This window comes from Gracilibacillus massiliensis (genome assembly GCF_001458115.1).
Classification (GTDB): domain Bacteria; phylum Bacillota; class Bacilli; order Bacillales; family Amphibacillaceae; genus Gracilibacillus; species Gracilibacillus massiliensis.
Map to the genome: position 1 here is coordinate 176,565 of NZ_CZRP01000009.1, position 25,836 is coordinate 202,400.

The window sequence follows — 25,836 nt, forward strand, 5'->3', positions numbered from 1 at the left end:
GAATAGTAGTAAGGCACCTTTATTAAAATTGTTGCGAATTTTTTGTAACTTTTACTTGTTTCAAGCGTGATATAGTGAGAAAGAAAAGGAGGAGCTAATGAAAAAAGTATTGATCAGATTTATAAAAAATATTTTCTTGATAGAAAACGATTACGATTGACTTAATCAAGAATTTTATATAAACTTATACTCAAATTAATGAAAGGGTGACCCTATTACAATGAAGTTATAATCCTATTTCTCAAGCTATATTTTCATAAGACGTTTCACATGCACCCAAGGGTAGTGTGTGTCTTTTTCGAAAATATACAGAATAGGATTGGTACTTTATGTAGGGAGAATTAGTGCTCAAGCTTCTTTTGTGTACGTTTTTTCACCTTTATCCGGTAGCCTCCTATTCTGTAATGAATATAGGAGGCTTTTTTTAGTCTCCTCATAACTAGGAGAGATGCATATGTTATTAGAAATAAATAATGTTCATTTAGCCGTTGCAGCTAGAACATTAGTAGAAATTGATCACTTGGAAATCCATAAGGGAGATCGGATTGGATTAATTGGGAAGAACGGCACTGGGAAGACAACCTTGTTGCAGGCAATCTTAAATTATGAAATGTTTGAAAAAGGCGAAATTAACGTCTTTACTACTATCGATTTACTGCCGCAAATCAAACAACCAATTGGTAACAAAAGTGGCGGTGAGATTACACAAACCTATATCCAACAAGCCTTCAGTCTACAGCCTGAGCTTCTTTTGGCAGATGAGCCAACTACACACTTGGATAAACAGCATATTCAGTGGGTAGAAAAAACATTCAAGCATTGGCAAGGTGCTTTTGTAGTGGTATCTCATGACCGAGCATTTCTGGATACGGTTTGTAATAAGATATGGGAGTTGGATCAGCAACGAATCACGGCATACAAAGGGAATTACAAGCAATATCAGGAACATAAGAAGCGTGAACTCTTACATCAACAAACGGAATACGAAAAATATCAAAATAAGAAACAACAATTAGAACGAGCGCTCCGTCTAAAGGATGAAAAAGCAGCTCGTGCTACTAAAAAACCCAAAGGAGTGAGTCAATCTGAGGCAAGTATTACTGGTGCCAAGCCATACTTCGCAAAAAAACAAAAGAAATTACAACAAACTTCAAAATCGATTGAAACAAGATTGGAAAAGCTAGAGAAAGTAGATAAGCCATATGAAGAGAAAGCTTTAAAAATGAGTTTACCACAACAAGAAAAAATCTTTGGCAGAACAGTCATTAGAATTGAAAACCTTGGTGGACGAATTGGGAATAATGAGTTATGGGAAAAGGCTAACTTTCAGGTGAAAGGCGGAGAAAAAGTAGCTATAATAGGGAATAACGGAAGTGGCAAAACAACATTAATTCGGAAATTACTAGATCGATCCAGCGGAGTACACCTCTCCCCTGCTTGTCAAATCGCCTACTTCAAACAAGACTTATCGATTTTAAATAATGGAACAAGTATTGTGGAGAATATACTGGAAGATTCCTTGCATGATGAAACATTAATTCGAACTGTGTTAGCAAGACTCCATTTTTACAGAGATGATGTCCATAAAAAAGTAGAAGTTTTAAGCGGCGGAGAGAAAGTGAAGGTAACATTAGCGAAACTATTTTTAAGTAATAGTAATACCTTAGTATTAGATGAACCAACTAATTTTCTGGACATTGAAGCAACTGAGGCATTAGAACAACTTTTAATCGAATACGAAGGTACGGTTATCTTTGTTTCCCATGACCGTCGCTTTGTAGAAAAGGTCGCTACAAAAATAGTGGAGATTAAAGAAAAAGAGGTAATTTCGTTTGATGGCGGTTATCAAGAATATATAGAGAAAAGCAAAGTACCGACTGAGCAAGACGATACTAAGGATCAATTATTAGCTATTGAAACAAAAATAACAGAAGTGCTAGGACGGTTAAGTATAGAGCCTTCTGAACAATTAGAAAATGAATTTCAAGATTTATTAAAGAAAAAACAGCGTCTAACCAATCGGAGTAATGAACAATAGCAGGACAATGCGACACTATTGTAGTGGTAATTATGAGATATTATGACTGCGTGACACTCGCTCCGGCTTGTCCGCTTCCCTTTCCGCGGGTTTTTCTCCTCAGCTAACTTTTTAAGCAAAGTTCGCTTAAAAAGTGGATCTTCGGATAAAAACTTCCCGCAGGAGTGGAAACGGACGCCTGCGCTTTTTAATGCCTTACAACTAAAGTAAGAAAAATCATATTGGCGTTATTCCATGTCGCCTATGAATTTGTCTTTAGATCACTTATCATAATTAACAAAATATGTTCCTATCTGTAACAAACCAAAATACTAGCATTTGCAATAGTTGTAGAGTTTCATTCAGCGTAGGCGGCCACTTCCACTCCTGTGGGATCGTTTTCCATGAAGATCCACTTTTCCATGCGGTTTTTGCTTGGAAAAGTTAGCTGAATGGAAAACCCCACGGAAAGGGAAGTGGGCAAGCCAAAGCGAATACCATGTAAATATACCATTTCAAAAATGCTACCAGAGTTATGTCACATTGTCCTGCTTATCTGCAATTTTAAAAACCCGAACGATGGCAAATTCTAATAGAAATTGCGTCATCGTTCGGGTTTGATTTTGTTGAAATACTTTTAGTTCGGTCTTTCTTAACCTTTGTTCTTATTATAAACGTCAAATCCAACTGCGATTAGTAATACCATACCTTTAATCGCTTGTTGCCAGTCAATACCGATACCGATAAGGGACATACCATTGTTCATGACACCCATTACAAGACCACCAACAATCGCACCAATTACAGTACCAACACCACCAGCCATAGATGCACCACCAATAAACACGGCAGCAATCGCATCAAGTTCTAGCATGTTACCTGCAGCAGGTGTTGCAGAATTCAATCGTGCCGCAAACATTAAACCTGCCAGAGCAGCTAATACACCATTATTAACAAATACCCAGAAAACTACTCGTTTCGTTTTAATACCTGATAAATCGGCAGCTTTCTTATTACCACCCGTTGCATAAATGTGACGACCCATAATCGTATTTTTCATAATAAACGTGTAAATGACAATCAATACAAATACAATAATTAACACAGTCGGAATACCTTTATTTAAAGCTAACTGATAAGCAAACCAGTTAATCGCAAATAAAAGCATCGCAAGTTTTGCTACCGTTACCCATAGTGGGACCACTTCGAAATCATACTGTATCTGAGTTTTTCTTTTATTAAACTCTAAATAAACTAATACTAATGATAATATAATGGATAATACAATCGTGAAAATGTGTAAATTCCCTGAACCAAATAAGTCTGGCACAAAACCACTACTGATTTTTTGGAACGATTCTGGGAATGGCGCCAACGATTGACCATCTAATAACCATAGAGTTAAACCTCTAAAAATAAGCATTCCTGCCAAAGTAACAATAAACGATGGAATTCCTACATAGGATATCCAAAAACCTTGCCAAACACCGATTAAAGCACCTGCTATGAGAGCGATAATAACTGCTAGCCAGACAGGTACATTCATATTAATAATTAACACACCAGCAATTGCACCAATAAATGCTACAATCGAACCTACTGAAAGGTCAATGTTTCCTGTTATGATAACAAGCACCATACCAACTGCTAATACTAAGATAAACCCATTTTGCAAGATTAAATTTGTAAGATTTAACGGTTTAAAGTTAATCCCGTCTGTTAAAATGAAAAATAGTCCAGTTATTAATACGAGTGCTATAATCATCCCATATTCGCGAATATTATTTCGAAATAAATTAATTAGCGTTTGCATCACTAGTTCCCCCTGTTCCGGTCATATAGCGCATCACGTTTTCTTGATCTGCTTCATCACGCTGTAATTCTCCTGTTATTTTTCCTTCATTCATCACATAAATTCGATCTGATAACCCTAATACTTCAGGAAGCTCAGAAGAAATCACTAATACTGCTAACCCTTGTGCAGCTAGTTCATTGATTTGCGTATAAATCTCAAATTTGGCACCAACATCAATACCTCTAGTAGGCTCATCCAAAATTAAAATGTCAGGTTCTGTGAAAATCCATTTACTTAAAACCACTTTTTGTTGATTCCCACCACTAAGATTACCTGCTACTTGTTCTAAGGATGGTGTTTTAATATTTAATTTTTCTCTTAAACTTTGTGATTCTACTACTTCTTTATTTTGGTCAATAACACTAGATTTAGAGATACGCTTCAAATTAGATAATGTTATATTTCGTTTAATATCATCTATTAGATTCAAACCATACGTTTTTCGATCTTCTGATACATAGGCAATCCCTTGCTCGATCGCTTGACTTACTGTATTTGCTTTAATTTGTTTTCCATTTTTATAAAGCTCACCACTAATTCTTCTTCCATACGATTTACCAAAAATACTCATCGCTAATTCTGTACGCCCAGCACCCATTAATCCTGCAATACCTACAATTTCACCTTTTTTTATTGAAAAGTTGATATTATCCAATATTTTTCGATCTTGATGTTGTGGATGAAAGACATTCCAGTTCTTCACTTCAAATACTGGTTCACCTATAGTTGCTGTTCTTTGAGGGAAACGGCTTGTTAACTCTCGTCCTACCATCCCTTTGATAATTCGTTCTTCCGAAACTTTTTCCTCTTTGGTATCTAATGTTTCAATTGTTTGGCCATCACGAAGTACAGTAATAGAATCCGAAACATAGGATACTTCATTTAACTTATGGGAGATTAATATAGAGGAAATACCTTGCTCTTTTAATTCAAGTAATAACTTTAATAAATTCTCACTATCTGTTTCATTTAATGCTGCTGTTGGTTCATCTAAAATTAGAAGCTTAACATTCTTAGATAGTGCTTTTGCTATCTCAACTAGTTGTTGCTTCCCTACCCCAATATCCATTACAGGTGTTTCAGGTGAATCCTTCAAACCCACTCTTTCCAATAGTTTCTTTGATTCGGAAAATGTTTCTTGCCATTTCATCACTTTTCGTGATTGTCGCTCGTTACCGAGAAATATATTTTCAGCGATAGATAAGAATGGACTTAATGCTAATTCTTGATGAATAATAACAATGCCCAGATTCTCACTTTGTTTAATATCTCTGAAATGACATTCTTGCCCTTCAAAATAAATAGATCCATCATAAGTACCATGTGGGTATACACCACTTAGCACTTTCATAAGTGTTGATTTTCCTGCTCCGTTTTCACCTACTAATGCATGAATTTCGCCTTTTTCCACTTGTAAATTCACATTATCCAAGGCCTTTACACCTGGAAATGTCTTCGTAATATTGCGCATTTCTAATATATTATCAGACATTAGCTTCACCACCTTCAAAATCTAATAGGAATGAATTTAGTGGTGATCGAAACCACCACTAAATTCTCTTTCCATATAATTTGTGGAACTTATTCTAGTTCATCTTCAGAATAGTAACCACTGTCCATTACAACTTCTTGATAGTTATCGATATCAACTGATACAGGTTCTACTAGATAAGTAGGAACAACCTTTACGTTGTTATCGTATGTTTCTGTATCATTCACTTCTGCTTCTTCACCTTTTAAAATTGCCTCTGTCATATCAATTGCTACTGCTGCAAGGTCACGAGTATCTTTAAATACAGTTTGTGACTGCTCACCAGCAATAATTGATTTAATCGATGCTAATTCGGCATCTTGACCAGTGATTACAGGAAGTTCCAGATCACCAGAACCATAACCTACACCTTTCAATGCTTGAATAACACCACGGCTAATACCATCATATGGTGATAGTACTGCATCTACCGTTTCTCCACCTGAGTATGAACTACTTAGAATGTTTTCCATACGAGATTTCGCAGTGTTACCATCCCAACGCATTGTTGCCGCTTGTTCAAATTCTGTTTGCTCACTTTGAATCACTAATTTACCTTCATCAATATAATCTTGAAGAACACTCATCGCACCATCCCAGAAGAAATACGCGTTGTTATCATCTGGTGACCCACCGAATAATTCGATGTTAAATGGTCCTTCTTGATTTGGTAAATCTAGTGCTTCTTCAATATAAGATGCTTGAAGTACACCTACTTGGAAATTATCGAATGTTGCATAGTACGTTACATGTTCACTTTCCATAATTAAACGGTCATAAGATACTACTTGAATACCTTGGTCATTTGCTTTTTGTAATACATTTGTTAAAGCGGTTCCATCAATGGATGCAATTACTAATGCGTCTGCACCTTTTACGATCATGTTTTCAATTTGCTCGATTTGTTTGTCTACATCATCTTCCGCATACTGTAAATCTGTTTCATAACCTAATGCTTCTAATTGCTCTACCATGTTGTTCCCATCATCTACCCAACGCTGAGACGATTTTGTCGGCATTGCAACACCGATTAGACCACCTTCAGATTCTGATGCTTCTTCTCCTCCGTTATCAGAAGATCCTCCATCATCAGTACCACCTTCTGCACTATCATCTCCACCACAGGCAGCTAAAAATAAAATAAGACCAAATAATAGTGCCAATAAACTAAATTTCTTCATTTGTGTAACCCCTTTCAACCTTTAGTGTTTTTAATCTCTTGCTTGTTTAATACTTTACCACCATTCCCAATGTAAGGCTTTACATAAAATTAAACTGTTTTTATAAAATTTTAATCTAAATGTAATTTTGTTGTAATATTGATCTATTAATTCGCATTTAACTCAACTGCGCAGTACCAAATGTGGTAATTTCGAATGAAAGTAAATGCGTAACAACCGCTCCGGCTTGCCCACTTCGCTTTCCAGGGGGCGCGTCTTCAGCTAACTTTTGTAAAGAAGTTCACTTTACAAAAGTGGATCTTCAGATCACGCTGATCCCCTAGGAGTCGAAGTGGACGCCTGCGCTCGATAAAGTTATGCCAGAGTTTTAATTACGACTTCTATCTCATCATTTAAATGGAAATAGGTATCGGAAGCTCAAATTGATAACTGTCACAACAGTTGTAGAACATTTTTATAGCGCAGGCCGCCCACTTTCACTCCTGTGGGAATGTTTTACCTGAAGATCCACTTTTTCGAGCGACCTTTGCTTGAAAAAGTTAGCTGAAGGTAAAACCCCACGGAAAGGGAAGTGGGCAGCCGAAGCGAATATTTAGTAAATAAAAGATTTCAAAATTACCACTTAGGCTAGTAAATACTCATCAGTTACTTCGCAGTTTGTGTCTAATTTGGAGTTGTTTTATTTTACACTTCACCTATTAAAAAGCACCGATCGTTTAAAATAACGATCGGTGCTTTTTAGTCTTGTTGCTTATATTGCTTTGGTGTTATTCCGACTGATTTTCGAAAGGCTGTGCTGAAATAGTGTTGCGAGTCATAACCCACTCTTTCTGCTACTTCTCTTATGCTAAGATCCGTAGTCTGCAAGAGTTCTTTGGCAGCACGTAAACGCATGTGTGTAAGAATCTGAACATAAGATTTACCTAGTTCCTGTTTAATCATTCGACTTAAATATACCGTTGACACATGCAAGGATGCCGCAATAGTTTCCAATGTCACATCAGGATCCCGGTAATGTTTTCGTATATATTGCAAGGACTGTTTAACCAAGGGCGATAAACGCATATACTGGTTAAGTTCTTGTTTTGTCTCTTTATACTGTACGGTGATATTTGTTGCATCTAATGGTATGTATTTAGAGTAAAGACGTTGATTCAATTGTTCCATTACTCGCTCTTCTATTTCTATTGTTACATCTGATCGTACCTCTTTCCACAAAAATAAGGTTATAAAATGAGCATCCTCTATAAAAATAGCATGTAGATAATCTGTCATTACCTCATCCAACAATTCTTTAATAGCTTGTAACTGTTGCTGTCGGTCTGCTTCTTCTAACAAGTTGTGCTCCGCTTCTCCTTCAGCCCATTTCAGCATAATAAAAGATGTTGGCGGATCATGCGGTAAATTTAAAAACTGTAACTGTCCCGCTACTTCACTTTCTTCCAATCTCCCTTCAATCCAATCATGAAAAAAACGTTGGCGAAGTTGTTCATGGTTTTTCTTCACTTGAGAAGATGCTTGATGCAGATAATCTTCTTCTTGTTTTTTTATTTCTAACTGTTGCTTTATTTCAACTAAAATTTCTACCAACTTATCTGGATTGACCGGCTTTAATAAATAGTCTTCAACCTGTAAACGAATTGCTTCTTGCGCATATCTAAAATCATCATATCCCGAAATAACTACCATGCGACACTCTGGCAGAATCTCTTTAATCCGCTTCATTGCTGTGATTCCATTCATAATTGGCATATTTAAATCAATTAACAATATATCTATTTCATGTTCAAGCGCTAATTCTACCGCTTCTTCACCATCTTCCGCTTCTGCGATTACTTCCATGCCATAATCAGACCAATTTACTGACGATCTTACTCCATCCCGTATTATAAATTCATCATCTGCTATTAAAACTTTCCACTCTGACATACTTATCATTGCTCCTTTTCTTGATCAGGTTCATTTATTAACGGCAATAAGATCGTAACGGTCGTACCGCTTCGTTCTTCGCTTTCTAGAGATATTCCATAATTCAAACCATGCGTTAATTGGATTCTTGCTTGTACATTTAACATGCCATAACCCTTTTTATCTCTCGTTTCCTCGGGGTTTTCTGTCCTTGAAATTGATTGTGCCAAAGCTTCACGCATTTCTAATAATTGAGTTGTCGGCATCCCTTGACCATCGTCACTGATTGTAATGAGAATACCATCTTCCACTTCCTTAGCATCTATCAAAATATGTCCAGGACCTCTTCGTTCCTTAATGCCATGATAGATGGCATTTTCAATGATTGGTTGCAAAACAAATTTTAATATTGGTAGATTTTTAATTGAATCTTCAACATCAATTTTATAATTCAATTTCTCTCTATATCTCGTTTTTTGTATCTTTAAATAGCTTTCAATATGTTCGATCTCTTCTTTCAACGAGATCACGTCGCGCCCCTTGCTTAACCCAATCCGGAATAGTTTAGCTAAAGACTCGACAACCTCTGCCACATCATTTGCATGTTGTTTACGAGCCATCCACTGAATCGTGTCCAATGTATTATATAAAAAGTGCGGATTAATATTCGCTTGTAAACTACGAAACTCTGCATCTCTTTTTTGCCTTTCCTGTCTTTCCGTAAGATGCATTAATTCGTTTATTTTTGCTAACATCGCATTAAAACTTCTGCCTAGTAAGCCAACCTCATCATCTCTTTTTTCTTTATACCTTACGTTGAAATTTCCACTTTCCGCTTTTCTCATAAGAGACATCAATTTTACAATTGGCTTTGATATAGAATGGGATAGAAAATAAGATACCGGAATACCAAATAACATGATAATAAAAATAAATACAACTAAATAAAAGTTAATTTCACGTAACCCAAAGACAGTTTCATCTGCCGGGAATACACCAATCGTTACCCAATTGACAAAAGGGGATCGTTGATAGATAAATTGAATTTTTTCATCATCTATTGTTTTTGAAAAATCCCCTGATTGCTGTTCGTTGATCCAGTTAATTGGAATTTGATTTACAATCGGTTGCGTAGGCTGATATATATTATCACCATTTTCATCGACAACCATTAAGTAACCACTTTTACCCAATGTAACATCTTTCACTGTTTCTGCAATTACTCGTAATTTCAAATCTATTAATACAACACCTTGTACTTGTTCTGTAAAAGGATCGATTACTGCTCTTACAACTGTAACAATATCATCATTCTTATAATCAACGATTGACGTTAAGCGTCTCCCATCAGGTCGTCCAATTATTTTAAAAATCCCTTCATTCTCTACGGCCTCTTGATACCAGGAGGCTTCGGTTAAATCCGTTATAGAGGGGGCATATAACTCATTACTAATATAATCACCTTGATGATTTACCACCATGATCCCTGCCACTTCCGAAGAAACGGCCGTAAAATCTCTTAAAAATCGTTGTATTTGATATCTAGTTTCAGATTCATCATTTGGATCACTTTCCGCATCCTCTAAAAATAACTGAACATCATCGTCGTTAGCAATCATATAGGTATGGCTTTGTAAATTACTAATATAAAATTCAAATGTTTCATTTACTTTATCTATTAACTGAATGGTATTATCATTCACTTGTTCTTCCATTACACGTTCAACTGTCCAGCTTATTAACAAAGCTAAACAGAAAATAGGCAAAATACTAATAAGCAAAAAATGTGATATAAGCTTATAACGAATAGGAAAATTATTAATTTGAGTCCAGCGCTTCACAAGCATCCATCCATTCTTTATCACGATGTAATCGTACGTAAAACCCCAACTTCAAGAATCGAGCGACAGCAAAAAAGCAAAGTGGGGGAAAACGGACGCTAACTTCCTGATAAGTTTCGCTATCAACGAGAATTTAAAACTCTCACTGACTGAAGTCTCACTTTAACGTGGCACTACACAAAGGTTTATAACCACTGACAGTTTCATGTATTCAATAAACTAAGTAAGGAATATACACCAAAGATAACCTTCCAATACGCTTTACTAACTATTAACAAGAATTTAAAACCCTCATTATTCAACCGGATAGTACTCGTTCACGTTATCCTTTGTAACCACTGTGATTCCTGTATCCATATACCGTGGCAAATTGGTTTCACCTTCTAGCTCACCTGCTAAATCATGTTGCAAATGAAACAAAAACTGCAACGACCAATATCCCATTTTCCATGTACCCTGAGCCATTGTCGCTGAGATAACACCTTCATCAATCATATCCAATGTACCTTTATCAGTATCAAAACTAATGATATGTAAATCCCCTTTTTTTTGCAAGTCTAGAACAGCCTTACCAACTCCGACTCCACCATTTGCTTCTGAGGCAAAAATACCTTTAATATTAGGATGTTCTCGGATTAATTCTTCAGATACTTCTTTCGATATCATTTGATCGCCTCGACCATCTTTGATATCTACTACCGTCATCTCTGGATAATCATTTTCGATTGTTTCACGAAAGCCTTGTGTACGTTCCTGATGATTTAATTGGTTTGGATGTGTTACCACGCCTACTTCACCAGTTTCATTTAATAACTCTGCCATTTTATGTGCCGCTGTAACACCTGCATAATGGTTATTCGTACCTAAGAAAGCATATGCTTTGCTATCTGGGGCATCTGCATCGAACATGACGATCGGGATACCCGAATCAACTGCTTTATTTATAACCGGATTCAAAGCTTCTGGATCCATGGTTGAAACAGCAATTCCTGAAGGATTTTTAGCAATTACTTGTTCTAACACCGTGATCTCTTCATTAACATCGTACTGAGTAGCACCTCGGTATTCCACTGAGACATTTAACGATTCTGCTGCATCTTCAAACCCTTTTAATGGTCGCTTCCAATAATCAATACCTGCCTGAAACGTAACCATCACATAATTTTCATCAATGGTTCCTCTTAACTCACGATCAGACCATTGATTATTCGTTGTTTCTTCTGATTGATATTGATAGACATATACTACAAACAAACCGATTAATATTAAATAAATAAACAATAATTTCCGCATGTTGTAACCCCTTTCAATAAAATGGATAATAAGGGTAGTGAATGTAAAGACTAAGTAGCTTTTTCATTAAGTAGTAGCATCACTAATTTGACTTACCTAATTCAATTGTACCAAAATTTTAAAACAATTCATAAATATCTTCAATAAAAAAAGATAGGCAGATTATTCCTTATCGAAATAATCACCTATCTTGTTACTCATTTTGACCGATCAATACGGTAAGATCTATTGTAATAGTAGCGAACTTTTCTTTTTGCTTTCTCCTCCAAGTTAAAGGGGTCATGATCCATAATCGTTCTTGCATATCTGGTGGAACCTTCCACTGATAATGGATCGTGTCCGTTGTTATCTTTGAAAAATGCTTGTGAAAATGCTCTATTGTCTCTTGATTGGAATAAGACTCCGTTGTATCTGTAAGTTGATCCCTAATCTCGATTAAGTAATTTTGATTAGGAATGACTTTAACCACCGCACCATTGGCTGTTAATAACCTATTAAACTCCTGGTAATTCGCTGGTGACAAAATATTCAAGATACTATCAAATCGATTCGTTTGAAAAGGACTTTTAGCTAAATCAGCCACTGTCCATACTACATCATCATGATATTTAGCGGCTGTTATAATCCCATCTTTCGCAATATCAATGCCTATTCCTCGTGAATCGGTGCCCATTTTATTTAATATTTTCTTAAGGTGTGAACCTTCACCACATCCGACGTCCAGAATATGTAGTTTTTCAGGAAATTGCTGTTTCAGCCACTCTGTTATTTTATCATGCAACTGATCATACATCCCTTGTTGAATTAATTCATACCTTGCTTCAAATAATGTACGATCATAATCAGGTGGGGAGGGTTTTCCATAGAAATTTACATAACCTTTTTTGGCAAAATCAAATTGGTGACCATCGTTACAAATGACCGATGTGCCTTCAACATGTATATCCTTCTGGCAAAGTGGACACCAAAACAATGATGCTTGCTCTGCTAGCAATTTTGCCGCTTTGTCAATTTTTTTCATGCAACCGCTCCATTTTTTCATCTTGGCTTAACTGTGGGTAAAACAGCCAATCGATAAAGTCTCACGTTTATCGTATCTTTAATTATATCCAAATGCAAACAGTGTCTATACCAAAATCAGCCACGAACTAATTTATTACGAAAACGATTGGACGACCATTCTACTAGTAAAATTAAAACAACTAAACCAATCAAAATCGAACCTACCTCATTCCAACGATAGGCATTCATAGCAAAAATTAAAGGCGCTCCAATACCTCCTGCTCCCACTAACCCTAAGACTGATGCTTCACGTAAATTCATATCGAATCGATAAATCACGATCGATAAAAACATCGCAAATAGTTGTGGAATAATGCCATAGCGTATTTTCTCAAAAGTGGTACAACCAATGGAGGTCATCGATTCTAATATACTAGTATCTAAATCTTCAATCGCATCGACATATAGTTTAGCTAACATGCCAATAGAAACTAAAGAAATGGTTAAAACACCTGTAAACGGTCCTTGTCCTGTCACTCTGATAAACATCAGTCCATAAATCAATGCTGGCACTGTGCGGATAGCAATTAATAACAGCCTAGTTATAAATGAAACAGGCTTCGGTACGATGTTTGATGCTGATAAAAAGGCTAACGGCACAGCCAAGAAAGAACCAATAATTGTTCCTAAAAAAGCAATTGCGATTGTCTCCACTAATAGATAGAGCACGCCTTTATCACTTATATTTAATAGTAACTCTAAATCTGGCTGAATAATGCCCAGTATAATATTTTGAGCAATTGCTAAGCCACTTTCTTCAATATTATTTATATTAACAGCAGTTAACGACCATATAAACAAACCGAATAAAATAGTGCTGGTCGTGATTAAATAACGATAATTTCTAGGTGAAGCATATAATTGCTTTTCAACTACATCCATTCTTTTATTCCCCTTTACATTAACCTCTTCCGAAAATGTTCGCTTACCGTCTCAATAAGGAAGACAGTGATGGCAAGCATCAGTAAAATCATTCCGACACTGGCATAATCACGCCACCCGATTCGTTCATTCAGTAATAATCCGATACCACCAGCACCAACATACCCTAAAATTGCCGCATAACGGACATTTCCTTCAAAACAAAATAAGGAGGTTGATAAAAAATTGGGTAATACTTGCGGAAGAATCGCATAGCGAAATGCTTGTACTCTTGTCATCCCAATTGACTCCATCGCTTCAAATGCCCCCATGTCCGCATTTTCGATCTGCTCATATAAGAGCTTTCCGACGTAAGCTAATGTAAATAAAAAAATCGCAACAGTACCAGCTAGCGTTCCTAAACCAAAAACAAAAGTAGCTATTAAAGCCGACACCAATGTTGGCAATGTTCGTAGTATACTAAGTAAAATCTTGGTCAAATTAACGATCGATTTAAGGTGAACTACATTCGAAGCTGCTAGATATGCAGCTGGTACTGCTACAACAGAGCCGAGTACTGAACCTAACAGTGACATTTTTATCGTGTCCATCAATGGTTGCCATAAGTGGGGAAGATACTCCCATGTTGGTGGAATCATGTCTAGAATTATGATAAAAAACTGAATTCCTCTTTCAAACAGTATTTTTAATTCAAAATCCGTAACTTCTATCGAATAAATCAGCGCAATCAACAATGCCAATAGCACAAAAGGTATACGCGATCTTTTTTCCAGAATCTTTTTTCCATTGGGTAATTCCATTTGTTTTGGAGGAAATACTTTATCAAACATAAGCATGTTTCCCTTCAAGTTCCATTGTTCCTTCTGCTACTTTACCTTTGTAAATATGATCGAGTACTTCTTCTGTTACTTCCGATGCTTTCCCATCATAAACAATTTGACCTTCTCGTACGCCAATAATTCGTTCCGCATACTCAAGCGCCATCTCGACATGGTGTATGTTAATGATCAGGGAAATATCCATTTCCTGATTAATCCTTTTGAAATCATCCATCACTTGTTTGGAAGTCACAGGATCTAATGAAGCAATAGGCTCATCGGCTAAGATAATGTCCGGATTTTGCGCTAATGTTCTCGCTAATGCGACACGCTGCTGTTGGCCACCGGATAATTGATCAACACGTACATATGCCTTATCTAAGATACCAACTTGATCTAAAGCAGTTAACGCCTTTATTTTCTGTTCTTTTGTAAAAAGACCTGTTACTTTTCTCCACCAGCTTAATTCTGGCACAAAGGAGACTAGCACATTTTTTAATACGGTGGTTCGTGTGACAAGGTTAAACGATTGAAAAATCATGCCAATTCGTTTGCGAAATGTTCTTATTTGCTTACCTTTCAGTTCGCCTACATGAATATCATCTACGATTATTATTCCTTCGGTTATATCATGCATCCGATTAATACAACGAATAAAGGTAGATTTACCTGCACCTGATAAACCTATTACTGCGACAAATTCACCTTTATCTATTTTTACATTAATATTCTGCAATGCTTTGACATTATTTGAATATGTTTTTTCAACATCTATAAATTCAATCATTTTTATGCTCCATTCTTTAAATCCCTTTTCTACTTAACAGGCCTATTCTAGTAGCTAGCTAAAAATGAGATTAGTATATCACCGATTGTCTTAACAACAAATACGAACGATACAATAAGTACTGTTGCGTAATACAAGGAAACTGCGACATAACCTTGTGGTAATTTTGACATGATGTAAGTGTGTAGTATCCGCTCCGGCTTGGCCACTCCCCTTTCCATGGGGTTTTTCCTTCAGCTAACTTTTCCAAGCAAAAATCGCTTGAAAAAGTGGATCTTCAGGAAAAACGAGTCCCATAGGAGTTGGAGTGGCCGCCTACGCTGAATGAGATTCTACAACATTTACAAATGCTACTACTTTGATTTCCTACTAAAAAATAGTGAAAAAAGCCAATATGAATACTCTTGCTTAAGTTGTCGAGTATATCAAAGCGAAGGCGTCCGCTTTCACTCCTGCGGGACGTTTTTACCCTAAGATCCACTTTTTAAGCGAACTTTGCTTAAAAAGTTAGCTTAGGGTAAAAACCCGCGGAAAGGAAAGCGGGCAAGCCGCAGCGGTTGCAAAGCACATATAAAATCTCATAATTACCTCTTCAGCTATGTCGCAGTTTGTTCCTACTATGCATAAAAATCCAAACGATTCAAAGTCTATCGTTTGGATTTTGTAATTATAAATTTCTTTTGATCAAGCCTCATCTGTTTTGTTTTTAGTTTAAGCTTTGCACCATTTCTTGTGCTTGGCGTTCGTTGTCATAGTCAGAATCCTCTGCTTCCTGGTAGCCTTCGTGATTATAAATCGAAATGACTTCCTTTCCTTCCTCTGTTTCAGAGATATTTAAAAAGGCCTGTTGGATGGCTGTTTTTAAATCATCATCCATTTTATCGGAGTTTTTGCTGACACTAATTGTATCGTTATAGATACCAGGCGTTACACCGATCACATTTGTTTCATCCCAAATCGATGCCTCGCGTCCGAAATCACTTTCCCATGTTTCTTCATTATCACGACGGGCATCTGCATAGGTCACCATCACATCAATTTCACCGGAAGCTAAGCGAGCAAAGGCACTTCCATAAGAATCAGATTGCACGACATTGTCTAAATCTGTAATTGTTTTATCATAATTGTCTTTTAACCATAACGCTGGATAGATGTAACCTGCAGGAGATGAAGATGACATTACTGCCCATGTTGCACTGTTAACATCGTCAAAAGTAAGCTCTTCTCCACTGTTCACTTTTTCTGCTAACTCTTGTCCTTTGTCAGATGGTCCTGCAATCATTAAAGCACGATAATAAGTTACTTGTTCATCACTAGCTTCTGTTGGTTTATTGTCATTCCAATCCTTCGCACTATCAGAATCATTATTTAAGCCAGCACGAGTTGACGTTAACACAACTTCTGCACCATCATCATAAAGCACATATGTACCTCCCGGGATTAAGCCGATATCTGTTGTACCTGCAGACAACGCTTCTCCCACTGCTTCATAATTGGTACCTACTGTAATATCCACTTCACCAATATCGTAACCAAGTGTTGCCATTTCTGTTTTCAATAGGTCTTTTAACGGTTCCGTTGCTGTAATAATTTCCTCTGGTTCACGTGAAGGAACAAAGCCTATAGAAAGTGTCTCGATTTCTTTATTACTAGCTTCTTCCTCCTTCATCTCTGTGTCTGTGTCAGTATTATCTTCAGTTTCTACAGTATTGCTTTCCTCTGTTTCTTCAGCCGATCCCTCTTCTGATTCACCACATGCCACTAAAACAGCAGCAAATAGCATAGTTATAAGCAAAAACCAAATTTTCTTCATTTTATATTTCCCCCTGTAAAGCTCAAATTGAATCTACTTTTTAGTTTAATAGAGGTTTATTAAGCTTGTTTAAACGTGGAGTAAAAGTTTCGTAAAGTCGTATATTAGAGGAGATCAAGAAGTATTTATTATATTTTTTAGTAGTAACCTTGTGATGCGAAACTTTGTATTTCTAGCATTTTATATTAGGATAGATCAATTTTATATTCGTATAGATCATTGTCATGATCAAACTGAATATAGTAACTTTGTATTTGTTAATAGAGTTTATCAAAAGATTTGTAATTCACTAACTGTTGAAAGGCGGGGATAAATGACTTGAGGATAAGAGTATTTTAGTGTTCGTAAGAAAATAGAGTTATTACAATAAAAAGTAGGAAGGTGAAAAAATGAGGAAGATTTACTTGTTGACATTAACTTTTTGTATCTTTTTTGCAATGGCTCCAGGCTCCATTACAGCTTCTGAGAAAACAGAACCCGCTCCTCCTGGATATGATGAATATCGAAGTGGAATTCCTCATGGAGAAATGAATATGATAACGTATTATTCTACGACAGTTGGAGTTAATCGTAATGCATTGGTTTATACTCCTCCAGGTTATTCACCAAAGAAAAAATACAATGTTTTATATCTTCTGCATGGAATAGGTGGGGACGAAAATGAATGGAATGATCAAATGAATCCTCAAAACATCCTTGATAATCTATATGCGGAGAATAAACTGGAACCTATGATTGTTGTTTTTCCAAATGGTCGGGCAATGGAAGATGATCGTCCCATTGGAGATATCTTTGATCCTGAGAAAATTGCCGCATTTGAAAGGTTTGAAGGAGATTTACTAAATGATCTTATCCCACATATAGAATCAGAATATCCAGTCTGGAAAAATCGCCATCACCGCGCACTGGCAGGATTATCTATGGGAGGCGGTCAATCATTAAACTTTGGGTTAAATAATTTAGATACCTTTTCTTGGGTTGGAGCATTTTCTGCAGCACCAAATACAAAGGCACCAGAAGAATTGCTTGTAGATCCAAAGAAAATTTCTAAGCGTCTACATTTACTTTGGCTATCATGCGGCGATGAAGACGGTTTACTATCTATTAGTGAAAACTTCCATAATAGTTTAACAGAAAATAATATTCCTCATAAATGGTATTTAGATCAAGGAGGACATGAACCAGCTGTCTGGAGTAGTGGACTTTATCATTTCTCTCAACAACTTTTTAAAAAATAGAAAACATATGTAATATCTTAAATATTATTGAAACCGCTTTCTAATAAAAAATTACTGAGGAGGAATTTTTATGAAAAATGTAAAACGGTTGTTTCTTTTTCCTGGAATGTTACTGTTAGTGGTTATAACTCTTGTGTTCACATATTCGATCAGCAATTTCTCTGATGTCTCTGCAGCAGGCAAAGGGAATCACCCAGGTAAACCAAATACGGTACCTGCTAAAGTACCAGTAGATAAGGACGGATTTGATTCACAGGGAAGAATGGTTGCCTATTTCGGATCTCCTCTCATTGACGGAGAAGTAGATAAGGTATGGAAAAAGATACCTGAGGTTACACCGAAACACGTGTCTACTGATAGTGCATCGGCAACATTTAAGGCGTTATGGGACGAGCGTGCATTGTATATCCTTGCAGAAGTCCAAGACGAAAATTTATCCGTACAATCCGATACGCCATACATGCAAGATTCATTAGAAGTTTTTTTAGACGGAAATAATGATAAGTCTCAAGAATATGGAGTAGATGACTTGCATATCCGAGTAAACTATGAAAATATGCTTACCGTGGATATCGGCAATGTCGAGGATTATTTCAGTTCTGCCAAAGTAACGGATAATGGTTATGTAATCGAAACAAGAATTGCACTCAAGGACATTCCAGAAAACGGAAAAGTGCTAGGTGTTGAATTGCAGGTAAATGATGCAATCGAATCAGAGAGAGCAGGAAGCATTAATGTTTTCGATTCAACAGGCAATGCCTGGAATGATACAAGTCAATTTGGTGAGATTGTACTGGCTGGCAAAAAAAAGAAACAGGTTAGCGGATTGAATCCATATGACCTCATAAATTTGGTCAAGAGTACGCTTGAGATGGATTTTACACTTTACAAAAATTCAAATATTGTAACCGATGCCATTGGTAATGTTACTGAAAGTACACTAATCAATAACAAAGTCACTCAAAGTCAAATTGATGAACAATACGATGCATTAAAAGATGCGATTAGCCAATTGGAAATGACAGAAGAAGCAGCAAATGAAAAATATTTCGAACCGGTTCCAGATGAATATCGAATGGAAAGTGATCAGCCGGGGACCATCCAAACATTACAATATGAAACGCCTAATTTAGATAATGGGACAGATGAAAAGAAGCTAAATGTGTATCTCCCGAACGGTTATGATGAAGCAAATTCGAGCAAGAAATATAATGTTCTTTATCTAATGCATGGGGGCGGTGAGAATGAGGACCTCATTTTCGGTGGACCAGGCGAAAGTAAAGAGTTGATGAAAATATTGGACAACATGATTGCAAATGGGGACATTGAACCTCTTATTGTGGTTACGCCTACTTTTTACGGAGGAAAAAATGAACCCGAACATTTCCACGATGAGTTGATTAATGACATCGTTCCATTAGTGGAGACCGAATATCATACCTATGCCGAATCGGCAAGTATGGAAGATCTACAAGCAACCAGAGCACATCGGGCATTTGGCGGTTTCTCTATGGGAGCAGTAACAACGTGGTTTACATTTACAGAAGCCCTGGATTATTTCAAGTATTATATACCTTTAAGTGGTGACAGCTGGGCACTAGGTTCAAATGCTGGTGGAAGCAAGCCGGCGGAAACAGCTGAATACCTTGCGGATGTTGTAAGAGCATCAGGTTATACATCTCAGGATTACTATATTTTCAGTGCCACAGGCAATAAAGACATTGCGTATCCGAACTTGAAACCTCAGATCGATGCGATGAAAGAATTAACAGATGTTTTTAACTACTCATCTGATTCAAGTAAGGGCAATTTTTACTTTATTGACGCTGATGGTGGGACACATTCATGGTATTGGCAAAATCAGTATATTTACGATATACTGCCAGATCTTTTTGAAAACGAAGAATAATCGTATCGCATATGTTAAGACCCGTTTTTTCAATATTTTAGTTACAGATACGCATATGGCGGTTTCAACATATACAGCATTTTGTTGGAATACGCCTTGCGTCCTCTTCTTACTATTATAATCGAATCAACACAGTAATTAAAAACAAATCTAGATAAAGGAGGTCAGACGATGGAATTAGAAAAGATAATGGAGGTGTATGTTCAATGTTCAGAACCAATGGAAATTGGAAATACTCCTAAAGGATTTCTTCGCGTCATACCAATTGTAGGAGGGACCTTTGAAGGACCGGCGATTAAAGGAAGAGTCGTACCTGGCGGAGCAGATTGGAACACAGTTCGTGAAGATGGAAGTACTGAAGTCTGGGCAAGGTATACCATGGAGACGGATGACGGAACATTAATTTCCATTATTAACGAAGGAGTCCATGGTAATAATGACGGAGATACAATCTGGACACGCCCCAGCTTTTTGACCTCAATAAGTGGTCGGTACTCATGGTTAAACGAAAAGACTCTGATTGGAAAGTTAGAGCCTCAGCAGGTTAATGAAGGGCTAGCAGTGAAACTTCATTTTTACTGTTTAGGATCGAGCACCTGATCTAGGGACAAAAAATCATGGGGTCCCTCTCTGAGTAAGATAAGTTCAAGAACTATGTTTTTGGTATCCTCTTGGAGTTTTTCCTGTCATATGCTTGAATTGTCTGAAGAAGTGTTCTACATTTTGATACCCGCATTGAGAAGCGATTTCTGCAATACTTTCGTTGCTATGAACTAAGTATTCTTTAGCTAATCGAATTCGATTGTCAATTACGTCGTCTATACAGGAAATCCCAAAGGTTTTTTTGTATATAGATTGCAGATATCCTGGACTAATTCGGAGGTAATCTGCCATCCTTGAAACCGTCCAATCTTCCCCTGGATTATTTTGAATCATGGTACGAATCTTTAACAAATTGTAGTATTGGGGTGAAATGTCTCCATGAAAGTACGATTCCATTAGCTTATTGAATAATGTCTTCAACAAATAATCGATGGAAGATTTTTTGTAATCTCGATTGAAGTTGTGTTCTATAGATAATAGTTCAAATAGTTTGTGACAGTAATTTGGATCATTCACAGAAAAGGGATGGCCGAATGGCAGCGGTGAATCCGTTATATAAGGGGCATCGGATTCAAAACGAATCCAATCATTAATAAATTGATCCGTGCAGGCTCTGTAATATACTTTCTGTTTAGGACGATAGAGAATGGTGGTGTATGCCGGATATTCCTTAATGTCACCCTTCACCCAGAATTGTGCGGGGGTCTTCGTGATGACAAGAAGCCAATGATATCCCTCTGGAACATCAATAACAAAATTGCTGTTGTGTGCCCTATTGTTTTCAACATAATGTATCTGTGTCATCCGTAAATACCTCCTCCGCAATTATTGAATATATTATATCATTCCTCTAAAATATACAACATGCTTTGGAAGGATTAATGAGGATTACTCGCTGTTGAAAGATTTCTTTGTATTAAAAAATCCGAACGACCACAAATCCCTTTGAATTTGCAACGTCCGGATCACTTTTGTCCTAACCGATTAGGCAATTATTCGTATTCTTTTTCAAAATGCTTTGAGCTTCTTTCCGTATCAATATGTCGTACCATACCCTCAATTTCTTTTCTTTTATCTTCTAAAAATGGTGGTAAGGACAGTTTTTCACCTAATGTTTCGTAAGGCTCATCACCCATGAATCCTGGTCCATCTGTTGCAAGTTCAAACAAGATTTGTGGAGCTACTCTCGTATACAAGGATTTAAAGAAAAAGCGATCGACATATCCAGATGTCTGCAGACCAAAACTGCGATAATGCTGATCCCATTGATGCAATGTCTCCAAATCATCAATTCGGAATGCTGCATGATGAACCGTTCCATAACCTTGCTGAGCCATCGGTAATACGACATTTTCTTCTACAATCACTTGGGCTCCATTTCCACCTTCTCCTACTTCAAACAAATGAAAAGAATCGCTATGATCGATCTCTTTAAACATCAATACCTTTTCCATAACTTGTTTGAAGTATTTAAAATCTTGGATTCGTACAGTGATCGGCCCCAAGCCTGTGATCGCAAATTCTAATGGGATCGGTCCATCCTGCCAAGGTGTGCCCGAAGTTACTCCCTCGTTATTTTGATCTGATATTAACTGATATTGCTGATCATCAAAATCAACAAATGATAACACTTTTTTGCCAAACTGTTCTTTTATTCCATCATGTTGCACATTCAAGCGATTAAATCGTTTTTCCCAATACTCTAACGCTTCATCTAAAGGCACCCTAAAAGCAGTTCGGTAAATTTCGTTTGTTCCATGTGATCCTTTTGGAATCCCTGGAAAATCAAAAAAGGTCATATCCGTACCCGGACTACCTTTATCATCTGCAAAGAACAAATGATAGGTTTGAATATCATCTTGATTAACTGTTTTTTTGATTAGACGCATGCCAAGTACATATGTGAAAAATTTATAATTTTCTTCTGCGCTACTCGTAATAGCTGTTACATGGTGCATTCCTTTTAAGCCGTTCATACACTCATCTCCTAACAAAGATGTTCTAATAGTTTGAATTCGAGATAAATATAACAAATCCAATATGAAAAAGCAATTAAAAGGTGATGCCACATAAGGCAATCACCTTTTAAAGGTTACTTCCACCATTGATCAAAAACCGTTACTGGTTCTTCTCGTTTATGACGTGTTTTCGTATACCAATTTTCAATCGTTTTCGCTTGCTCTTCGTTTACTTCTTTACCTTCTAAATAATCATCAATCGCTTCATAGCTTACTCCTAATGCGACTTCGTCAGGAATTTGTGGTTTATCAGTTTCTAGATCTGCTGTTGGTACTTTCGTATACAAATGCTCTGGACATCCTAACATTTTTAAAATAGATCTTCCTTGTCTTTTGTTTAAACGATATAATGGTAAAATATCGGCTGCGCCATCCCCATATTTCGTAAAAAAGCCGGTAACCGCTTCTGCTGCATGATCTGTACCAATCACAACACCATCACACGCAGCTGCTATATCATATTGTACTTTCATGCGTTCACGAGCTTTGGTATTACCTTTGACAAACTCATTTATATTGCCGATTTCTTTTTCCACTGCTATTTCACTGGCATCAACCGCTGCTTTAATATTGACACGTACTACCCTGCTCGGTTTGATAAAATTAATAGCGTCGATGCAATCATCTTCATCTGCTTGCTCCCCATATGGCAGACGGACTGCAATAAATTGATACTTTTCATCTTTTTGATCAGTGTTTAACTCATTGACTGCTGTTTGACAAATGTAACCTGCCAAAGTCGAGTCTTGCCCCCCTGAAATCCCTAATACAGCACTTCTCAAAAAAGAGTGTTTACTCAAATAAGCTTTGACAAACTCTACACTACGTCGAAATTCCTGATTGGGATCAATGGTTGGTTGTACTTGTAAGGTTTCAATAATTTCTTTTTGTAATGAACGCACAATTAAGGCTCCTTTCCGCTACTCTACCATTTGTTTTACTTTTTTCTTAATATTACGAATAAGGTTCATTTTGTTTTCCCAGCATTCTTCACTTAAATCCACTGGATACTCTTCCGGCTTCATGGTTCGCTTATATTCTTCCCATAACAAGTTCATATTACTAGTCGTATAGTTTTGAACTTCTTCTAGTGATGGACTTTTATAATTGATCTTGCCATTCAGAACAACATCTTTATGTAAATTCTTAGCTGTAAAATTAGTAACAAACTTACTAATGTATGTATGCACCGGATGGAACATTTTTAAACGTTCTTCTGCTTGGGGGTTTTCATGTTCTAAAGCAATGTAATCCCCTTCAGAATGTCCGTTTTCATTATTAATAATACGATAAACCCTTTTACTACCTGGAGTTGTTACCTTCTCAGGATTAGCTGAAATTTTAATGGTGTCAATCATGTCACCGTCTTCTTCTATTGCTACTAGCTTGTAAACACCACCAAGTGCTGCTTGGTCATAAGCAGTAATTAGTTTGGTACCAATTCCATAGATATCAATTTGAGCCCCTTGCGCCTGTAAGTTTAGAATTGTATATTCATCCAAGTCATTGGAAGCAATGATTTTCGCATCCGGAAAACCTGCATCATCTAGCATTTTTCGTGCTTTTTTCGATAAATAGGCCATATCTCCACTATCTAGGCGAATCCCTCGGAAATTAATTTTGTCACCAAATTCTTTTGCGACACGAATCGCATTTGGCAAGCCAGACCGTAATGTGTCGTAGGTATCTACTAAAAAGACACAATCTTTATGAGTGCTCGCATATTTTTTAAAAGCAACGTAATCATCACGATAAGCTTGCACCATCGAATGAGCATGTGTACCCGCAATTGGTATACCAAAAAGTTTCCCTGCTCTTACATTACTGGTGGCAGAAAATCCTCCGATATAGGCAGCGCGCGTTCCCCATATCGCTGCATCCATTTCATGTGCTCTTCTTGTACCAAACTCCATTACCGTATTATCTCCTACCACATATTTAATTCTTGCCGCTTTGGTGGCTATTAATGTTTGGTAATTCACAATATTAAGTAAAGGTGTTTCGATTAATTGCGCTTCTGCCAAAGGTGCCTCGATTCTCATTAAAGGTTCATTTGCAAAAACAACCTCCCCTTCTTTCATGGAACGAATCGTACCAGTAAAACGTAATTGTCTTAAATAATCTAAAAAATCGTCCTCATACCCACCAATTTCCTTCAAATAGGTGAGATCACTTTCGGTAAACCCGAAATTTTCGATAAAGTCCAATACACGGTCCAATCCTGCAAAAACAGCATATCCATTGTCGAATGGTAGTTTACGAAAGTATAATTCAAATACTGCTTTTTTCTGTGCCTTGCCATCTCGCCAATACGTTTCTGCCATATTCACTTGATAGAGATCGGTATGAAGCATTAAGCTATCATCTTCGTAAGTCATTGTTATTCCCCTCCAGATTCTATTACCGTTGCTCCCAATGTATCTTTAAAGTGTCCAAGTGCCCACTCATGTCCTGCTTGATTAAATGAGGCGATCGCATCTTGATAAATAACAATGTCATATCCCTTATTATACGCATCCACTGCTGTGTGCAATACGCAAATATCAGAACAAACACCAACCAGGTGGACCTCATTTATTCCTCTTTCTTTTAGTTTAATCTCTAAATCCGTTCCTGTAAAAGCAGAATACCTCGTTTTATCCATATAATATACATGTTCTTCATTTTCATACTGATTATAGAGGGCTTTTAACTTTCCATATAGATCCCGTCCTTTTGTGTTTCGAATATTATGTGCCGGGAAAAGTTTTGACTCTGGATGAAATCGATCCTCTCTCTCATGGAGGTCAATGGCAAACACAGTATATGCTCCCTCTTTCACAAAGTCTTCCGTAATAGCAGTAATTCTGTCCTCTATTTGTTGTCCTGGTTCACCACATGTTAATGCACCATTTTCTGCGACAAAGTCATTTGTATAATCAATATTGATTAATGCTTTCTTCATCAAGGTTCATCTCCATTCATTTAATAAGAGTTATTCCTATGATTCGTTCTATGTACTTAAAGATCTTTATAACTGTTAATTATAACAAATACCCTTATAATTGTCAGAAAAATTTTACAATGACGCAACTTTTGTT

Annotated in this window: 20 protein-coding genes; 4 read left to right on the top strand and 16 right to left on the bottom strand. The window is 36.8% G+C overall.

Annotated features, from left to right (window positions below):
* Positions 1-448: 448 nt before the first annotated feature.
* Positions 449-2,038 (top strand): Vga family ABC-F type ribosomal protection protein, encoded by a 1,590-nt coding sequence (locus tag BN3107_RS01735; RefSeq protein ID WP_077065025.1) that lies wholly within the window; start codon positions 449-451, stop codon positions 2,036-2,038.
* Between the two features lie 631 nt (positions 2,039-2,669).
* Here the strand turns inward: BN3107_RS01735 and mmsB are convergent.
* The 11 genes from mmsB to BN3107_RS01790 all read right to left on the bottom strand — a co-directional run bounded on the left by mmsB (position 2,670) and on the right by BN3107_RS01790 (position 16,988).
* Positions 2,670-3,830: a multiple monosaccharide ABC transporter permease gene (mmsB, locus tag BN3107_RS01740; RefSeq protein ID WP_058305919.1), complete on the bottom strand. Its 1,161-nt coding sequence runs from the start codon at positions 3,828-3,830 to the stop codon at positions 2,670-2,672.
* Positions 3,814-5,364, bottom strand: coding sequence for a multiple monosaccharide ABC transporter ATP-binding protein (gene mmsA / locus BN3107_RS01745; protein ID WP_058305920.1), 1,551 nt, complete (start codon positions 5,362-5,364; stop codon positions 3,814-3,816). Before mmsA ends, mmsB begins: the two co-directional genes overlap by 17 nt.
* A gap of 89 nt (positions 5,365-5,453) precedes the next feature.
* Complete coding sequence (chvE, locus tag BN3107_RS01750; protein WP_058305921.1) at positions 5,454-6,584, bottom strand: multiple monosaccharide ABC transporter substrate-binding protein; 1,131 nt, start codon at positions 6,582-6,584, stop codon at positions 5,454-5,456.
* A gap of 738 nt (positions 6,585-7,322) precedes the next feature.
* A complete protein-coding gene (locus tag BN3107_RS01755; RefSeq protein ID WP_077065026.1) occupies positions 7,323-8,513 on the bottom strand; it encodes a response regulator in 1,191 nt (396 codons plus the stop codon).
* A 5-nt stretch (positions 8,514-8,518) separates the two neighbouring features.
* Positions 8,519-10,339, bottom strand: a complete 1,821-nt coding sequence (locus BN3107_RS01760; protein WP_058305923.1) for a cache domain-containing sensor histidine kinase — start codon at positions 10,337-10,339, stop codon at positions 8,519-8,521.
* A 288-nt stretch (positions 10,340-10,627) separates the two neighbouring features.
* Positions 10,628-11,626 carry a substrate-binding domain-containing protein gene (locus tag BN3107_RS01765; RefSeq protein WP_058305924.1) on the bottom strand — a complete coding sequence of 333 codons (999 nt, stop codon included), beginning with the start codon at positions 11,624-11,626 and terminating at the stop codon, positions 10,628-10,630.
* A gap of 193 nt (positions 11,627-11,819) precedes the next feature.
* A complete protein-coding gene (locus tag BN3107_RS01770) occupies positions 11,820-12,647 on the bottom strand; it encodes a putative RNA methyltransferase (RefSeq protein WP_058305925.1) in 828 nt (275 codons plus the stop codon).
* Between the two features lie 116 nt (positions 12,648-12,763).
* The gene (gene phnE / locus BN3107_RS01775) at positions 12,764-13,570 is read right to left on the bottom strand and encodes a phosphonate ABC transporter, permease protein PhnE (RefSeq protein ID WP_058305926.1); all 807 of its coding nucleotides are present in this window, start codon (positions 13,568-13,570) and stop codon (positions 12,764-12,766) included.
* A 14-nt stretch (positions 13,571-13,584) separates the two neighbouring features.
* The gene (gene phnE, locus BN3107_RS01780; protein WP_058305927.1) at positions 13,585-14,400 is read right to left on the bottom strand and encodes a phosphonate ABC transporter, permease protein PhnE; all 816 of its coding nucleotides are present in this window, start codon (positions 14,398-14,400) and stop codon (positions 13,585-13,587) included.
* On the bottom strand, positions 14,393-15,175 hold the full coding sequence (gene phnC / locus BN3107_RS01785; protein WP_058305928.1) for a phosphonate ABC transporter ATP-binding protein: 783 nt from the start codon (positions 15,173-15,175) through the stop codon (positions 14,393-14,395). Before phnC ends, phnE (BN3107_RS01780) begins: the two co-directional genes overlap by 8 nt.
* A 706-nt stretch (positions 15,176-15,881) precedes the next feature.
* On the bottom strand, positions 15,882-16,988 hold the full coding sequence (locus tag BN3107_RS01790) for a phosphate/phosphite/phosphonate ABC transporter substrate-binding protein (RefSeq protein ID WP_058305929.1): 1,107 nt from the start codon (positions 16,986-16,988) through the stop codon (positions 15,882-15,884).
* 437 nt (positions 16,989-17,425) lie between these two features.
* Here BN3107_RS01790 and BN3107_RS01795 point away from each other — a divergent pair, with 437 nt between their 5' ends.
* The 3 genes from BN3107_RS01795 to BN3107_RS01805 all read left to right on the top strand — a co-directional run bounded on the left by BN3107_RS01795 (position 17,426) and on the right by BN3107_RS01805 (position 20,735).
* Positions 17,426-18,226 (top strand): alpha/beta hydrolase, encoded by an 801-nt coding sequence (locus BN3107_RS01795; RefSeq protein WP_392389046.1) that lies wholly within the window; start codon positions 17,426-17,428, stop codon positions 18,224-18,226.
* Between the two features lie 70 nt (positions 18,227-18,296).
* A complete protein-coding gene (locus tag BN3107_RS01800; RefSeq protein ID WP_058305931.1) occupies positions 18,297-20,135 on the top strand; it encodes a sugar-binding protein in 1,839 nt (612 codons plus the stop codon).
* A gap of 171 nt (positions 20,136-20,306) precedes the next feature.
* A complete protein-coding gene (locus tag BN3107_RS01805) occupies positions 20,307-20,735 on the top strand; it encodes a DUF3237 domain-containing protein (protein WP_058305932.1) in 429 nt (142 codons plus the stop codon).
* A gap of 45 nt (positions 20,736-20,780) precedes the next feature.
* Here the strand turns inward: BN3107_RS01805 and BN3107_RS01810 are convergent, their stop codons facing one another.
* The 5 genes from BN3107_RS01810 to BN3107_RS01830 all read right to left on the bottom strand — a co-directional run bounded on the left by BN3107_RS01810 (position 20,781) and on the right by BN3107_RS01830 (position 25,700).
* A complete protein-coding gene (locus tag BN3107_RS01810; protein ID WP_058305933.1) occupies positions 20,781-21,542 on the bottom strand; it encodes a helix-turn-helix domain-containing protein in 762 nt (253 codons plus the stop codon).
* A gap of 188 nt (positions 21,543-21,730) precedes the next feature.
* Positions 21,731-22,714: a ring-cleaving dioxygenase gene (locus BN3107_RS01815; protein ID WP_058305934.1), complete on the bottom strand. Its 984-nt coding sequence runs from the start codon at positions 22,712-22,714 to the stop codon at positions 21,731-21,733.
* Between the two features lie 116 nt (positions 22,715-22,830).
* Positions 22,831-23,658, bottom strand: a complete 828-nt coding sequence (gene nadE, locus BN3107_RS01820; RefSeq protein ID WP_058305935.1) for an ammonia-dependent NAD(+) synthetase — start codon at positions 23,656-23,658, stop codon at positions 22,831-22,833.
* 18 nt (positions 23,659-23,676) lie between these two features.
* Positions 23,677-25,134, bottom strand: coding sequence for a nicotinate phosphoribosyltransferase (locus tag BN3107_RS01825; RefSeq protein ID WP_058305936.1), 1,458 nt, complete (start codon positions 25,132-25,134; stop codon positions 23,677-23,679).
* 2 nt (positions 25,135-25,136) lie between these two features.
* Entirely contained in the window at positions 25,137-25,700 is a 564-nt protein-coding gene (locus BN3107_RS01830; protein WP_058305937.1) for a cysteine hydrolase family protein, read from the bottom strand.
* Between the last annotated feature and the right edge of the window lie 136 nt (positions 25,701-25,836).